Source organism: Rothia uropygialis (genome assembly GCF_004137765.1).
GTDB lineage: Bacteria > Actinomycetota > Actinomycetes > Actinomycetales > Micrococcaceae > Rothia.
This window is the reverse complement of the sequence record NZ_NOIS01000003.1, coordinates 151715-167511: the sequence shown is the minus strand read 5'-3', so window position 1 is coordinate 167511 and position 15797 is coordinate 151715. Positions and strand designations below refer to the sequence as shown.

Below are 15797 nucleotides of genomic sequence, written 5' to 3'. Positions count from 1 at the left end.
GAGAAGAAGTTGACTACAGAGATCAAGCACTTCATCAATGGAAGTGAAACAGATGGCTCGGGCGAGCGTCGCCAGGACGTCTACAACCCGGCCACCGGCGCCGTGACCGGAAACCTTCACCTCGGTGCGAAGGAAGACCTGGAGGCGGCGGTCGCCGCCGCGAAGAAGGCCAGCGAAACCTGGGCAGACATGTCCATCGCCAAGAAGTCCGCGATCCTCTTCAAATTCCGCGAACTCATTCACGCACATGTGGACGAGTTGGCCCAGATCATCACCGCCGAGCACGGCAAGGTTCTCTCGGATGCCAAGGGCGAAGTGGCTCGCGGCCTCGAGGTCGTCGAGTTCGCGTGCGGCATCTCCGAGCATCTCAAGGGCGAGTACTCCGAACAGGTTTCCACGGGAATCGACGTGTTTTCTTTCCGTCAGCCGCTGGGCGTTGTCGCCGGTATTACTCCCTTCAATTTCCCGGTCATGGTGCCGTTGTGGATGGCTCCGGTGGCCATTGCTACCGGCAACGCATTCATCCTCAAGCCCTCGGAGCGGGATCCTTCCGCTTCATTGCTGCTGGCCAAGCTCTGGAAGGACGCAGGGCTTCCGGACGGTGTGTTCAACGTACTGCACGGCGACAAGGAAATGGTCGACGGACTGCTGACCCACCCCGACGTGGACGGCATCTCATTCGTGGGCTCGACCCCGATCGCCAAGTACGTCTACGAGACGGGCACTCAGCACGGCAAGCGCGTCCAGGCGTTGGGCGGGGCGAAGAACCACGCCGTGATCATGCCGGATGCCGACATGACCATGGCGGCGGAGCACCTCAACGCCGCAGCTTTCGGCTCCGCCGGTGAGCGCTGCATGGCCATTTCAGTAGCAGTTGCCGTGGGTGATGCCGCAGACGAGGTCGTGTCCCGCGTCAAGGAACTGGCGGCCGGGATCAAAGTCACCGAAGGCACTGATCCCGAGGCCGATATGGGTCCCGTGATCACCCCGGCTTCCAAGGAGCGCATCACTCGCATCGTCGGGGAAGCTCAGGAATCCGGCGCAGCCGTGGTGCTGGACGGTCGCGATCTGGTCGTCAAGGACCACGAAGAGGGCTTCTTCGTCGGCCCGACCATCTTGGACAAGGTCAACAAGGAAATGAGCGCTTACGAGGAGGAGATCTTCGGGCCCGTCCTCGTGGTCATCCGTGCCGAATCCTTGGAAGAGGCCATCGAGATCATCAACTCGAACCCCTACGGCAACGGAACTGCCGTGTTCACCTCCAACGGTGCCGTGGCGCGTACGTTCCAGCGCAAGGTCCGTGTGGGCATGATCGGTATCAACGTGCCGTTGCCCGTACCGGTTGCTTGGCACTCCTTCGGCGGATGGAAGAACTCGCTGTTCGGCGACCTGCACATTTATGGACCGGATGGCATCAAGTTCTACACTCGCGGCAAGGTCGTGACCCAGCGTTGGCCCGAGCCTAAGTCGGTTTCCGGAGCGTCGTTCGCGATGCCGTCGACCTCCGACAGCTGAACACTCGAACCGGGAAGGTCCCGGTTCGCCCGGTGCGATTTCTAGAAAGCGCGCCATACCGCTCGGGCGCCGTAGTCAATCTTCAGGACGGCGCGGCGCCCGGGCTTCCCATACTTTTGATCTTTCAATGACGAAAGCGAGATTCCGCGATGACCGTCCCTACCCTCGAGAACAATCTCATCATTGGAACCGCCCCGGATTCTTGGGGAGTCTGGTTCGCAGAAGACGAGCAACAGACGCCGTGGCAACGTTTCCTCGATGAGGTGGCGGAGGCGGGATACAAGTGGATTGAGCTGGGCCCGTACGGTTACCTTCCTGCGAACCCGGAGACGCTCGCCAGGGAGCTCAAGGAACGGGACCTCAGCATCAGCGCCGGGACCGTGTTCACGGCATTCCACCGGGGTGCCGACCAATGGGACACCGCCTGGGAGCCTGCACGTCAGGTTGCCGAGCTCACGGCCGCAATGGGTGCTCACCACGTCGTCGTGATCCCTGCGCTGTGGAGGGATGACAAAACCGGGGAGGCTCTCGAAGAGCGCACGCTGACCGAGCAGCAGTGGGAGGACCTGGCCGCGGGGCACGACAAACTGGGCCAGCGGCTCCAGAGGGAATTCGGCCTCTACCAGCAATTCCATTCCCACGCAGATTCTCATGTGGAGACCATGGAACAGATCGAGAAGTTCCTGGCCATGACCGATCCCAAGCTCGTGACCCTCTGCCTGGATACAGGCCATGCCGAATACGGCGGTGCGTCGTCCGTCGAGCTCATCGAGAAGTACCCGGAGCGGATCGGCTATTTGCACCTCAAGCAGGTTCACCCGGACACTTTGGCGAAGGTGCGTGCCGAGGACATGACTTTCAAAGACGCGACCGCCGCGGGTGTCATGTGTGAACCTCCCTACGGGCTTCCCGATCTCCGCGAAGTCATCGAAGCGGCCGAGAAGCTGGGTCGTCCGCTGTACGGAATCGTCGAACAGGACATGTACCCCGTTGCGAACCTCGATGTTCCGCTTCCGATTGCGTCGCGTACCTGCAAGTACCTCCTGAGGTGCGGTTCACGCACCGTCGTCGCCTGAACCGCAGCCCACAAACTCTAGAATTCTCCGAAAGGAATTGTCATCATGACTGAACAACTGCGCGTCGCCGTCGTCGGCGCTGGCCGGATGGGCTCCGACCACATCACCCGCCTCCGGGACCGGATGAAGAACGTGCGCGTCGCCGCCGTCGTCGATATCGACGAACCCAGGGCTCAGGCAGCTATCGAAGGGATCCAAGGAGCCAAGGTGTTCACGGATTTCATCGAGGCCCTTGACTCGGGCGTGGTGGACGCCGTCATGGTCGCGACCCCGGGTTTCCTGCACGAAGAGGTTCTGCTTCCCGCGCTGACCAAAGGGTTCCCCGTCTTTTGCGAGAAGCCCCTCACCCCGGACTCCGATTCGGCGTGGCGCGTGGTCGAGGCAGAACAAGCCGTCGGCAAGCGACTCATTCAGGTGGGTTTCATGCGCCGGTTCGATCAGGGCTACCGGAACATCAGGTCGGCCGTGGAGTCCGGAGAGCACGGTGAACTGCTCGCCCTCGATTGCGAACACATCAACCCTAATGTGCCCAAGGACTACACCGGACGCAACCTGATTGACGACACCGTGGTCCACGAATTCGACATCGTTCGTTACCTGACCGGCGAGGAGATTTCGTCAGTCGAGGTTCGAACCTGCAAGAACTCATCCCTTGCCAAGGAGGGGCTCGTGGATCCGGCCCAAATTCTCATGGAAACCGAGGCCGGGATCCGCGTTTCGGTGAACACCCACGTCACCGCCGCCTACGGGTATGCCGTGACCACAAGGGCTTCTTTCGAGAAGAACCATCTCCACGAGGGCATCGACCAGGTGACTCCGGGCTTCGAGGAGCGGTTCGTGGATGCCTACGACACCGAAATCCAGGAATGGATCGATGGTTGCCTGACGGGCGCCATCGCAGGACCCGATGCATGGGACGGATACGCGGCCGCCGCGTGTTGCGAGGCCGGGCTCACGGCGATTGCGGACCCGGGAACCTCGGTCAACGTGAAGCTTAACGAGAAGCCGGATCTCTACCGATAATTGCACCCCAAAAGATACGAATAACCTCAAATTTTGGTGATTGAGGTGTTGAACAGTCCGTAATTGTGCATATGATAGGACAAATCAGGGTCGACCCCGAGAATGGGGGCTTGTGCGGGCAACCGAGGCAAGCCCCATTTTCGGATCAAATTTTCATTGCGACGCGAATCACATTGTCGACGCGTCGCGCACGACAAGGCTCAATGAGGAGAAACAGTGAAGCTTGCGCTCGATCCCACACCGTTCCATCAGACCCACTCGCTGCTCGAGTTCCCCCGTCTGGTCAAGGATCTCGGGTATGACTACCTGCAGATGACCCCTCATCCTGATTTCATCCCATTCTTCGGCCACCCGAAGGCCGACGACGACCTGGTCGACAAATTGCGTCAGGCCTGCAAGGACGCCGATGTGGAGATCGCTTCGGTCCTGCCCGTCATGCGCTGGTCCTCCCCGGATCCCGATGCTCGTGAGGCCGCCGTGCGGAACTGGAAGCGCATCATCCAAATCGCCGTCGACTTGGGAGTTCAACAGCTCAATACGGAATTCCAGGGGCGTCCGGAACTCGCGGAGGAGTCCGAGCGCGCGTTCTACCGTTCCATGGAGGAGCTGCTGCCGATCATCGAGCGAGAAGGTCTCCATGTAGCCATCGACCCGCATCCGGACGACTTCGTCGAGCGCGGTCTCGACGCGTGGCGCGTTATTCGTGGCGCCAACTCCAAGAATCTGGGCATGGTCTACGTTGCTTGCCATACCTTCCACATGGAAGACGAGCCGATGGACATCATGCGCGCCGCGGGCGACCGTATTCGCGTCGCCCACGTCGCCGACTCAATGGACCATCATCGTTCCAACGGTCTGCGTTACATCACCAACCCGCCCGGGAGCCCCGCACGAGTCCACCAGCACCTCAAAATCGGGGACGGAGACGTGGACTGGGGCGAATTCTTCGGCGGGCTCAACGAAATCGGATTTCTCGATTCCGAGGACACCGTCTTGGTTTCAAGCGTCTTCGCCGAAAACGAGGACGCCACCAAAGTCTCCCGCTATCAACTGGATACCATCAAGGAAATGGTTGAAGCGGCGCGTCAGGGCTGAAGGCCCTTCACCCTTATTACCAACCATTCATTCGCTCTGAGAGGCAATGTAGCTTCTCGGCTGTTATCTAAGGAGTCATCATGAGCGGCCCGACAACGGAGAGACCCTCCAAACCCCTTCCTCCACTGACCGAAGGGGTGCACAAGCGACGCCTGGGCATGGTCGCCCTGGTTGCGACTTTCGGCGGCCTGCTGTTCGGCTATGACACCGGTGTCATCAACGGAGCCCTCGAGCCAATGTCGGCCGAACTCGGGCTCAAAGCCGATACGCAGGGGCTCGTCACGAGTTCCTTGCTCGTCGGCGCCGCCGTCGGTGCGGTGAGCATCGGTAAACTCTCCGATGCCTGGGGGCGCCGGAAGACCATCATCATGCTCGCCGTATTGTTCTTCCTCGGTACCATGGTGTGCGTTTTCGCCCCCGAATTCATTGTTCTTCTGATCGGGCGCTTCCTTCTCGGTATGGCCGTGGGCGGCGCCTCGACCGTCGTTCCGGTGTTCCTGGCAGAGCTTGCGCCCTACGAAATTCGCGGGTCACTCTCCGGCCGCAATGAAATGATGATCGTTGTCGGTCAGCTCGCCGCTTTCGTCGTGAACGCGATTCTGGGCAACACGCTCGGCCACATGGACCACGTCTGGCGCATTATGCTCGCAGTCTGTGCCGTCCCTGCCATCTGCCTGTTCTTTGGCATGCTCCGCATGCCCGAGTCGCCCCGTTGGCTGATTTCTAAAGGTCGTTATGACGAGGCCCTGACGGTTCTGAAGACGATCCGCTCGGAAGAGCGGGCCCTCGCCGAGATCGACGACGTCAAGCAGGTCAACGAACTCGAGTCGCGGGAGCACGAGACCGGCCTCAAATCCGTATTCAAGAACAAGTGGTTGCTCCGTATCCTGCTCGTGGGAATCGCGATCGCGGTATTCCAACAGCTGACCGGCATCAACTCGATCATGTACTACGGGTCGATCGTTCTTGAACAGTCGGGCTTCGCCGTCAACGCCGCTCTCATAGCGAATATTGCCCCCGGCATTATCGCGGTCATCGGCGCTTTCATTGCGCTGTGGATGATGGAGAAGATCAACCGACGCACCACCATTATCACCGGCTACACGCTCGTGACCGTTTTCCACCTGTTGATCGGCATCGCTTCGTTCGCTGTTCCCGAGGACTCCGCGGCACGCCCGTTCATCATTCTGATTCTGGTCGTCTGCTTCGTCGGATCGATGCAGACCTTCCTGAATGTTGCAACATGGGTCCTGCTCTCGGAGATCTTCCCGTTGCACATGCGCGCGGTAGGCATGGGATTCTCGGTCTTCTGCATGTGGATCGCCAACGCCCTGGTGAGCTACTTCTTCCCGGTTGCCTTGGAGGCGATCGGCCTGACGGGGTCGTTCTTCGGATTCGCGGTCATCAACGCGATTGCGATCGTCGTGATGGTCAAGTTCCTCCCGGAAACTCGAGGCCGTAGCCTCGAGTCTGTGGAGGAGGATGTGACCACCGGCGCCATTTTCACCGTTGGACGCAAGAAATAGGTTGTTCTTCGCGACGACCGCCTGAGACATCGGCCCCTTTTGCCTGGAAAACCGGGCAACAAGGGGCCGATGTCTTCTATGACCTCGCGCATCTTGCAATCGGACCGCCGGGGACGGAGTATCGGAACATGACCCAAATCACCATTCCTGAAACCATGCGTGCCGCAATATGGGAAGGAGACACTCCTCGCCTCCACATCGAGGACATACCCGTCCCGGTGCCCAAGAAGGACGAAGCTCTCGTCAGAATCACTTCATGCGGCGTGTGCCATACGGATCTGCACGTGCTCAAGGGCGAGGTCGCCTTTCCCGGTCCGGGCGTGGTCGGGCACGAAATCAGTGGCGAAGTGGTCAGCATCGGCGAAGGTACCGAGGATGCCGGCCAGATCGGGGTGGGCGCACCCGTGATCGGCGCCTTCATCATGCCGTGCACCGAATGCGAACAATGCCTCCGGGGTCGCGACGACCTCTGCGAGAAGTTCTTCGGGGAGAACCGGCTCAAAGGGAATCTGTTCGACGGCACCTCACGGCTGGCCACTGCCGACGGCCGCCGGTTGTCGATGTACTCGATGGCAGGCATGGCCGAATACTCGGTGGTCCCGATCTCCGCGCTCACGCTGCGTCCCGCGAATGTTCCGCCCGAAGAAAGTGCCATCCTAGGCTGTGCCGCGTTCACCGCGTACGGGGCCGTGCGCAAGTCTGGTCTGGTCGAAGGGGAAACGGTCGCCGTTGTTGCGGTGGGCGGAGTGGGGTCCAGCCTCATTCAGGTTGCAAAGCACGAGGGCGCGTCCAAGGTCATTGCCATCGACGTGACGGACGAAAAACTCGAATCCGCGCGTCGTCTCGGGGCGGATGAGACCATCAACTCGACCAAGCGGGATCCCAAGGAAGCGGTCCTGGGCATGACTGACGGCAAGGGGGTCCACGTTGCCTTCGAGGCCCTTGGCCGTCCAGAAACCTTTACCCAAGCGGCGTCCCTGCTCCGAGAAGGCGGCCGTATGGTCGCGATCGGGATTGCGCCAGGGGGTGTCTACGGCGAGGTCGAGATCAGCCCCTTGGTCCGCCGGGGCCAGACAGTGACGGGATCTTTTGGCGCAGTCACCCGTGTCGACCTCCCCGCCGTCGCGAACCTCGCGGCGGAAGGAGGTTACCGACTCAGAGAAGCGGTGACGCGCCGATACGATCTGGCGGACGTCGACGATGCCTACCAGGCGCTCGATCGGGGTGAAATCACAGGACGCGCCATCGTTGTGATGTGACGGCCGCGAACGAGTATTCCACAGCCAGTGACGTACCGGAGCAGGATGTAAGCATGAGCGAAAACGTGAAGAATTCATCCGCTTCCGGCTGGTCGCTTGCCGCCGCGGCCTACATTTTCACAACCGTCATGATCGGCACCACGATGCCCACGCCTCTGTACCCGCAGTATCAGGAGGAATTCGGCTTCGGAGGGATGATCACCACTGAGTTGTTCGCCATATACGCGGCAGGCGTGATCCTGGGCCTGATCCTCTTCGGCCGATTGTCCGAAGCAACGGGACGAAGACCGGTTCTCATGGCCGGATTGGTCCTTTCCGTCATTTCTGCGGGCTTGTTCTGGATCGGTACCGCCGAGTGGTTGCTCTTCACCGGACGAGTCTTCTCGGGTTTCGCCGCAGGGCTTTTGACGTCGGCCGGAACCGTGAGCGTGATGGAGAACGCGCCCAAGGGCCGCACACGGCTCGGGGGAGCGGTGGCGACTGCCGCGAATATGGGCGGGTTGGGCCTCGGAGTCCTCATGGCCGGGGTTGTTTCCCAAGCGGCCCTGGCCATCCTGCCGCACGGCTGGTCCCTGCGATCACCGTACATGGTCCACGCCATCATGCTGGTCATCGCCGGATTGGCCCTTGTAAAGGTGCGGGACCCTGTTGACCGCAGTCAGGCAGGATTCCGGCTCCAGACTCCAGGCGTCCCTTCGGAATCGCGTCGGAAATTCGGCGCCGCGTCCGTGGGTGCCGTTGTCGGGTTCGCAACGATGGGAATCTATTCTTCCGTGGTGCCCAACGTATTGACCGGCGTACTGCATGTGAAGGCGCCGGCCGCGGTCGGGGTGGTCATTGGGCTGGTATTCCTGACATCGGCGGTGGCCCAGATCTGTCTGAAAGGGCTCGAAGACCGCTCTCTCATCCTCGTCGGGTCGTTGTCCCTGGCCGTCGGCATGGCCTTCAGCATCCTGGCCTTGTGGCTCGGATCCTTGCTCGTTCTGGTGATTGCCGCACTGCTGAGCGGCTCGGGGCAGGGGCTGCTCTTCATGACCGGAATGCGGGCCGTGACGAAAGCGACCCGTAACGAACGCCGAACCGAGGTGACGACCAGTTATTTCGTGGTCGCGTATCTGTCCATTTCGGTGCCTTCCGTGGCGGCAGGTCTCTTGATACCCGGGATCGGGCTCGCGCCCACGGGTTTCCTGTTCTTCTCCACGATCGGTGCGGTCACATTGCTGGGCCTGCTCAATCTCCCCAAGTTCCAGGGGCAACAAGGGCGACTTTAGGGAGCGGTCACTTGGATCGTGTAGTCGAGGAGGGCTTTTGTCGCCGGCCTGAGCTGGGCTCCCCGCCGTGTCAGGGCATGCACGTCGCGATACAGCTGGGATGAGACCTCGGCGGGCCACTCGATCGCATGGCTCGGGCGCGCTATGGGGTTGATGCCATTGTCGAAGACCATATCCGGCAAAAAAGCTGCGGCCATACCTGCCTGGACCAGATCGTGGTGAAAGCGCAGATCGGAGGATTCGTAGCTGACGCGCGGTTCGAATCCTGCCCGTCGGCACGTGCTGAGCGCCCACTCGGCGGCCGTTGTCCCACCGGTCTCGAACACCCACGGCACCTCCGCCAGCTCCTGCACTGTGGCCACGGGCCACGGGGCATAGGCGACGATGTAATCGCGAAATAAGTGAAACGAATTCATCTCGGTGTCCACCGGTTGCGGGCGACCCGAGAACTCGTCCGTAATGGCTACGTCAATACGCCGACCGATCAAACTGGATATTGCCGCAGCGGGTTCGAGGAGTGCGAACTCCACCGTGACCTCCGGATACGAGCTCTTCATGCGATGAAGGATCTCCGCGAAGTACGAGACCGCGAAGGAGCCGAAGGAGGCAAGGCGCACCGTGCCGTGGACCTCGCTTCGGGCGGCGTCCACCTCGGCTTCTGCGCTCTCGAGGACTCCGACCACCTGATCCGCTCGTCGCGCCAGCTTCTTGCCCATGGGCGTCAAGAGCATTCGACGACCAACTCGCTCGGTGAGGTTGATCCCAACCTCTTTTTCCAACAGGGCGAGCTGCTGGGATACCGCGGCGGGGCTGATTTCGTGCGCTCGAGCCACCGAAGCCAGGCTTCCTCTCGAGTCCAGCTCACGCAGCAAAATCAAGCGGTGAACGTTCAACATGGCCGTTCCTTATCTTGAAGGGTGTGATCTTTAACTGCAACTTAACTATAGGAGCAAGTTGTTCCCCCTTCTTCCGCCCCTGAGCCCCACATAGCATCGGTAACTACATGAACCGAGATGTGGCTCACAGAGTCCGAGAGGAGGGGAATTGTCCCGGCAGAACATCGACGGCACCAGGGAAGCCCCGTTTTCCGTCCAAGAATTTGAATCCCGCCGTCAACGGGTCCGTGATCTCGCCATTGAAAAGGACTTTGACGCCCTTCTGATCGCCGACCCGGCCAATATCTACTATTTGACCGGCTACGACGCCTGGTCCTTCTACACGCCGCAGCTCCTGTTCTTTCCGGTCGACGGGGATCTCTACTTCATCGCCCGGGAAATGGACGCGAACGGGGCGCACCGAACGATCTCCCAAGTGCCTCGCGACCGGATACTCGGTTACCCGGAAACGTATATCCACCAGGCAGAGATCCACCCCGGGGACTGGATGGCCCTATCTATCCGGGATCTGGGGTACGGACGACCACTCCGCGTGGGGTACGAGGGTGACGCCGCTTTCTTCACCGTCCGGACATACCGCGCCTTGGCCGCAGGTCTGCCGGAATGGGATCTCCAGGAAGACCACAACCTCGTGAACTGGGCCCGCGTCACCAAGTCCGAAACCGAAATCGACTACATGCGCAAAGCGGGTCGGATCTGTGAAATCTCCATGAATGCGGCATTCGACGGGCTGAGACTCGACCGACCGCAGAACCAGGTGGCCGCGGACGTGATGGCGGCCCAGGCCCGCGGGGACGGAACCGTGGACGGCGACTACGCCTCGATCGTCCCGATGTTCCCTACCGGTGCCGGCGCGGATACACCGCACCTGACATGGGCGGATACACCCACCCCATCGGGAGTGCCCATCTCGATCGAATTGGCCGGAGCCCACCGGCGATACCACGCACCCCTGGCGCGCACCGCGATCATCGGCGATCCCGAGCCTGAGCTCGCCCGTCTGGGAGACGTCACGGTCAAGGCTCTTCAGGCCGCGCTGGACGTCGTCCGCGAAGGCACCACCAGCAGCGATGTGGCCGAAGCGTTTACCGCAGTCCTGCGGCGCAACGGCTACTCCAAGAATTCCCGATTGGGCTACTCGATAGGTGTCGGGTATCCGCCGGACTGGGGAGAGCGAACCGTCAGTATCCGGGAAGGAGACAACACGGTTCTGCACACGAACATGACCTTTCACCTCATTGCCGGGATGTGGCTGACCGGCATGGGCTATGAAGTCTCCGAGTCCATCAGAGTCACGGAAAACGGTTGCGAGACCTTCAGCAACATACCGCGCGGTCTCATTTCTCTCGATTCACGGAGGTACCTATGACCACCCCAACAATCCCCACGACCCGCCTCGCAGGCAGAGCCGGCCAGCTGAAAGGCTCCGTGATCGACGCGTCAACGGCGTTGCTGGCCAGCCAGACCCACGACATCGTTCGCTTCGCTATGGGGGCTCCCAACGACGAACTGATCCCGACCGAGGACTTCGGACGGATTCTTGGTTCCGAGGCCGAAGGCCGATTCGGATACGGAGCGAGCGAGGGCGAAGCCGATCTGGTCGACCAGATCGTTCGATACCAAGCCGAGCGCGGCGTCCAGACCACTCCGGACCGGATTCTCGTGACTACGGGCGGAATGCAAGGGCTCGATATTGCATTCAAGATGATCGTGGACCCGGGTGACGACGTCATCGTCGAATGCCCCACGTACACCAATGGAATCGGAACGGCCCTGAGTTATCAGGCTTCTATCATTGAAGCGCCGATGGACGAGAACGGGCTCGTGGTCGAGGCATTGCCCGGTCTGGTCGAAGCGTCAGGACGACGCCCCAAGGCCATCTACACCATCCCGAACTTCCAGAACCCCAGCGGGACCACGATGACCCGCCAGCGCCGAGAACTGCTCCTGGAACTGGCCGAAGAATGGGACGCATACATCGTCGACGACGATCCGTACGGTGCGCTTCGGTTCGAAGGCGAAGAAGTTCCGGGATTCCTCGACCTGAGCCCCGGAAACCCCCGGGTCATCCAAGTCCGGACTTTTTCCAAGATCCTTGCGCCGGGACTGCGTGTCGGGTGGATGGATCTGGATCCTTCACTGCGGGATATCGCCGTCAACGCGAAACCGGCCATGGACACGTGCACCAGCGTACCGATGCAGAAAGTGGTCTCGGATTACCTGGCTGAAGGGAAACTGGACGAGCACATCTCCTGGCTGCGATCCGTGTACCGGGAACGCAAACAGGCCATGACCCGGGCCCTGGGAGACAGATTCGGGGACGACATCCGTTCCACGGATCCCGATGGCGGATTCTTCCTGTGGATCGATCTGCAGGGAAAGTACTCCGGTATAGATACCGAGGAGCTGTTCCCCTCGGCCTTGCGTCATGGCGTCGCATACATCCCGGGACCGGCCTTCACGGACTCCGGCAGCCAACGCCACTCACTGCGCCTGTGCTTCGCGACGTCTTCTCCTGAAAGGATTCAGGAGGGCATCGAACGGCTCGGAACCGCTCTGGACGAATTCGCGGCACAGCGGCGAGGAACGCTCTCATGACCCAAACCGACGTCTTTACCACTGCCATGCAGCAGTCCGAGCGGGTGACCGGGAGGATCGATGAGGAGAGCATCGTTGCGCTCGCGGAAGAGCTGATCCGAGCCGGAGGCGAGAATCCTGGGGGAACGGAAGAAGCGACCGTCGTCGCTCTTTCTGGGGCCCTGGCCGCGATAGGCGCGAGGACCGAAGTCGACGAAGTCGCTCCCGGCCGCTCGAACCTCATCGCCCGAATCGGCGGAGACGCCACCGACGCGGGCGGTCTGCTCTTCCTCGGCCACAGCGATGTGGTCCCGGCCGGATCCGGCTGGACGGGGGAGCCCTTCGAGCCGCGTCGCTGGGGTGGTCGCCTGGTGGGGCGGGGTGCCGCAGACATGAAAGGCGGCTTGGCCGCCGTGGTCGTGGCCATGGCCGCGGTTCACGCGGAAGCCCCCGAAATACCGATGACGCTGCTCGTGACTGTGGACGAAGAATGCGATGCCTCCGGAGCTCAGCACTATGTCGCGACGGAACCCGCCGGGGAGTATACGGGGTGCGTCGTCGCCGAGCCGACCGGGATGCACATCATCACGGCGTGCCGTGGGGCGACCAACTTGCGCCTCGAAATCACCGGGGCCAGTGCTCATGCGGGAAATCCCGATGACGGCGCCAGCGCAATTCTTGCGGCGGGTGACGTCATTCGGGCCGTGGAGGAAGACGATGCGAAGCTTCGCACGCAACCGGATCCTGACCTGGGCCGGGCCTGCTGGAACATCGGAGCCGTTCACGGCGGACACGGAACCTCGATCGTCGCTGACCACTGCGAGCTGGACCTGGACCGCCGAACTCTGCCAGAAGAAGAAGCCACGACGATTCTCTCCGAATTGTTGGCCGACGCGAGCCGGGCGATTCGCGGCCGGAACCGTGCCGGGACGGACAGGCTTTCGGTAACCGGATCCGTGGAGATGATCATGCCCGGATTCAAGACTGAGCCCACCGACGGCTTCGTGACCGTTTGTCAGGACGCGGTCCAGCGAGCTGGGGGGACCGGCGAGACAGGAGTGTGGACCGCCGCTTGCGAAGGTGGATTCATCTCTCAGGCCCATAGCGTGCCCACGGTCGTTCTGGGTCCGGGCGACGTCAACCGCCAGGCCCATCAACCCGACGAAAGCGTCGAGATCTCTGAACTTTTGACCGCCTCGAGAACCTATGCATTGATCGCTCTTCAGCGCTCGAATCCCACGACCCCTTGACCGAAAACCATCGAACCGGGTGGACCCACCACTCGCGCACCTTCGGGAGGATGCCATGTCCCAGACACCCGTCTACGAACCGCCACCGATCACCTCCGAGATAGACATGACGGTCGATGAGAAGAAGACCGCTCGCAAATCCGTTGCAGGATCGGCCATCGGTAACGCCATCGAGTGGTTCGACTACGGCATCTACGGCTACCTTCTCGTCTACATTTCGGAGCTCTTCTTCACCTTCGACGAGGACGGAAGCGCCCTGGCGCGTGTCATGGCCTTGGGCACATTCGCCGTATCGTTCCTCGTTCGGCCATTGGGCGGTTTCATCTTCGGGCCCTTGGGGGACCGGTTCGGGCGCCAGAAGGTTTTGGTCCTGACAATCGCGTTGATCAGCACCTCGACGGCGTGCATCGGTTTGTTGCCGACCTATGACCACATTGGTTTCCTCGCCCCTGTGCTGCTGATCCTTCTCCGCGCGATCCAGGGCTTTTCCGCTGGCGGAGAGTACGCGGGTGCCGCGGTCTTCATGGCCGAACACGCGCCGGACAATCGCCGCGGCATTTACGGGTGCTTTCTCGAATTCGGGACACTCGTCGGTTACAGTGGCGCGGCGATCCTGTGTACGGTTCTGACCCTCATCGTCGGGGAAGACGGAATGCTGGCGGGCTGGTGGCGTCTGCCCTTCGTCCTGACCATCCTGATGGGCATACTCGCCCTCTGGATGCGGCGCCACTTGCACGACCCTGAAACATTCACCGAGGACGTTGAGGAAGAAATCGACCACCCCTCGGCTATCAAGGCCTTGGGCAATCTGCTGAAGACCTACCCGCTTCAGGTGCTCAAGCTCATCGGTTTCGTCACGTTGCTGAACGTCGCGTTCTATCTGGTGTTGACCTACATGCCCAGTTACCTGTCAGCGACGCTCGGTCACGGAACCGCCGAGGCCAACTTCTCCTTGGTCATCATCCAGCTGATCATGATCGCGGTGATCGTCCCGTTCGGCGCGTTGAGCGACAAGATCGGGCGGAGACCCATCCTGATCACAGCATCCCTGGGATTCGTGCTCTTCTCGGTTCCCGCCGTGATGCTGATCCAGGTCGATTCGTTCTTCACTCAGCTCCTCGGAATCGGGATCCTGGGACTGTTCCTGGTCATGCTGATCTCCACGATTTCCGCGACTCTCCCGGCGCTGTTCCCGACGAGAGTCCGCTATTCCGGATTCGCGGTCGGATACAACATCTCGACCGCGATCTTCGGGGGCACGGCGGGCATGTTCAACGAATTGCTCATCAACAAGACGGGAAACGCGCTGATCCCCGGCTGGTATCTGGCGATAGCGGGCGTCATCGGCCTCATCTCAGTGCTCACCTTCAGGGAAACCGCGGGACGTTCACTGCGCGGAAACGTTGTTCCAGGAACCGACGACGAGTTGCGCGCCGCCCGTGGCGAGGAACTGATCGGCCTCAAAACCGGGTCGACCCCGGTCGTCGGGGAATCCACCACCTCACATTCTGATTCGAAAGAAGGATAAACGTTGATTTCACAGCAACCAGTGGCCCTGGTCACCGGCGCCAATTCGGGAATCGGCGTGGAGATCGCTCGCCGGCTCGTCGAGGACGGTTTCCGCGTGATCCTCTCCGGACGCAACGAGGAACGCGGTCAGGCGGTGGCCTCCGAATTGGGGCCCGAGGCGCAATGGATTCGTGCGGATCTCACGGATTCCGCAGATATCCAGCGTCTGGTCACCGAGACCGTAGATGGCGGTGGCCGTCTGGACGTCTTGGTCAACAATGCGGGGCTGGACCTGGTCGGTCCGATCCTGGACGTTCCTGAGCAAGAGCTCCGGGAGAATTTCGAGACCAACGTCTTCGGAACCATCGCAGCGCTTCAGGCCGCAGGGCGTGTCATGCGGGACCAGGGTGAAGGAGGCGCGATCATCAATATCACATCGCGTCTGGCTCTGATCGGCGTGCCGACGATGAGCCTCTACGGCGCCGGGAAAGGTGCGATTCAGTCGTTGACGACGGCCGCGGCCGTCGAACTCGCCCCACTGAATATTCGGGTCAATGCCGTTGCACCCGGAATGGCCAAGACGCCGTTGTACGAGACGTGGTTGTCGAACCAGGAAGATCCGGAAGCCACCGAGCGAGACGTCGCTGGAAAGATCCCGCTCGGAAGGATTGCCGAACCTTCGGACGTCGCGGCCGCTGTCTCCTACTTGGCGAGTCCGGGCGCCGCATACATCACCGGGACCACGATCCCGGTCGAGGGCGGCTACATCTCGCAATAACTCCGTGTTGATTCAGAAAGGA

General features: G+C 61.2%; 13 protein-coding genes. 12 read left to right on the top strand and 1 reads right to left on the bottom strand.

Annotated features, from left to right (window positions below):
- Nucleotides 1-9 precede the first annotated feature (9 nt).
- The 7 genes from EWV35_RS07535 (at nucleotide 10) to EWV35_RS07505 (ending at nucleotide 8765) form a co-directional block, all read left to right on the top strand.
- Complete coding sequence (locus EWV35_RS07535) at nucleotides 10-1515, top strand: CoA-acylating methylmalonate-semialdehyde dehydrogenase (protein ID WP_238654275.1); 1506 nt, start codon at nucleotides 10-12, stop codon at nucleotides 1513-1515.
- Nucleotides 1516-1664: 149 nt separating this feature from the next.
- A complete protein-coding gene (locus tag EWV35_RS07530; protein WP_129660040.1) occupies nucleotides 1665-2591 on the top strand; it encodes a sugar phosphate isomerase/epimerase family protein in 927 nt (308 codons plus the stop codon).
- 45 nt (nucleotides 2592-2636) lie between these two features.
- Nucleotides 2637-3614, top strand: coding sequence for a Gfo/Idh/MocA family protein (locus EWV35_RS07525; RefSeq protein ID WP_129660037.1), 978 nt, complete (start codon nucleotides 2637-2639; stop codon nucleotides 3612-3614).
- A gap of 216 nt (nucleotides 3615-3830) precedes the next feature.
- Nucleotides 3831-4709, top strand: a complete 879-nt coding sequence (locus EWV35_RS07520) for a sugar phosphate isomerase/epimerase family protein (RefSeq protein WP_129660035.1) — start codon at nucleotides 3831-3833, stop codon at nucleotides 4707-4709.
- A gap of 80 nt (nucleotides 4710-4789) precedes the next feature.
- The gene (locus EWV35_RS07515; RefSeq protein WP_129660032.1) at nucleotides 4790-6235 is read left to right on the top strand and encodes a sugar porter family MFS transporter; all 1446 of its coding nucleotides are present in this window, start codon (nucleotides 4790-4792) and stop codon (nucleotides 6233-6235) included.
- 128 nt (nucleotides 6236-6363) lie between these two features.
- Entirely contained in the window at nucleotides 6364-7494 is a 1131-nt protein-coding gene (locus EWV35_RS07510; RefSeq protein ID WP_202976056.1) for a zinc-binding dehydrogenase, read from the top strand.
- A complete protein-coding gene (locus tag EWV35_RS07505) occupies nucleotides 7491-8765 on the top strand; it encodes an MFS transporter (RefSeq protein WP_274542951.1) in 1275 nt (424 codons plus the stop codon). Before EWV35_RS07510 ends, EWV35_RS07505 begins: the two co-directional genes overlap by 4 nt.
- Here the strand turns inward: EWV35_RS07505 and EWV35_RS07500 are convergent.
- Nucleotides 8762-9661, bottom strand: coding sequence for a LysR family transcriptional regulator (locus EWV35_RS07500; RefSeq protein WP_129660026.1), 900 nt, complete (start codon nucleotides 9659-9661; stop codon nucleotides 8762-8764). The two genes, EWV35_RS07505 and EWV35_RS07500, sit on opposite strands and share 4 nt — an antisense overlap.
- Before the next feature lie 148 nt (nucleotides 9662-9809).
- Between EWV35_RS07500 and EWV35_RS07495 the strand changes: the two genes are divergently transcribed.
- The 5 genes from EWV35_RS07495 to EWV35_RS07475 are packed head-to-tail and all read left to right on the top strand — an operon-like array spanning nucleotide 9810 to nucleotide 15775.
- On the top strand, nucleotides 9810-11030 hold the full coding sequence (locus EWV35_RS07495) for a M24 family metallopeptidase (protein WP_129660022.1): 1221 nt from the start codon (nucleotides 9810-9812) through the stop codon (nucleotides 11028-11030).
- Complete coding sequence (locus tag EWV35_RS07490; protein ID WP_129660019.1) at nucleotides 11027-12259, top strand: aminotransferase-like domain-containing protein; 1233 nt, start codon at nucleotides 11027-11029, stop codon at nucleotides 12257-12259. Before EWV35_RS07495 ends, EWV35_RS07490 begins: the two co-directional genes overlap by 4 nt.
- On the top strand, nucleotides 12256-13488 hold the full coding sequence (locus EWV35_RS07485; RefSeq protein ID WP_238654273.1) for a M20 family metallopeptidase: 1233 nt from the start codon (nucleotides 12256-12258) through the stop codon (nucleotides 13486-13488). Before EWV35_RS07490 ends, EWV35_RS07485 begins: the two co-directional genes overlap by 4 nt.
- A 55-nt stretch (nucleotides 13489-13543) precedes the next feature.
- Nucleotides 13544-15016, top strand: coding sequence for an MFS transporter (locus EWV35_RS07480; protein WP_193554091.1), 1473 nt, complete (start codon nucleotides 13544-13546; stop codon nucleotides 15014-15016).
- Between the two features lie 3 nt (nucleotides 15017-15019).
- On the top strand, nucleotides 15020-15775 hold the full coding sequence (locus EWV35_RS07475; RefSeq protein WP_202976055.1) for an SDR family NAD(P)-dependent oxidoreductase: 756 nt from the start codon (nucleotides 15020-15022) through the stop codon (nucleotides 15773-15775).
- Nucleotides 15776-15797 lie beyond the last annotated feature (22 nt).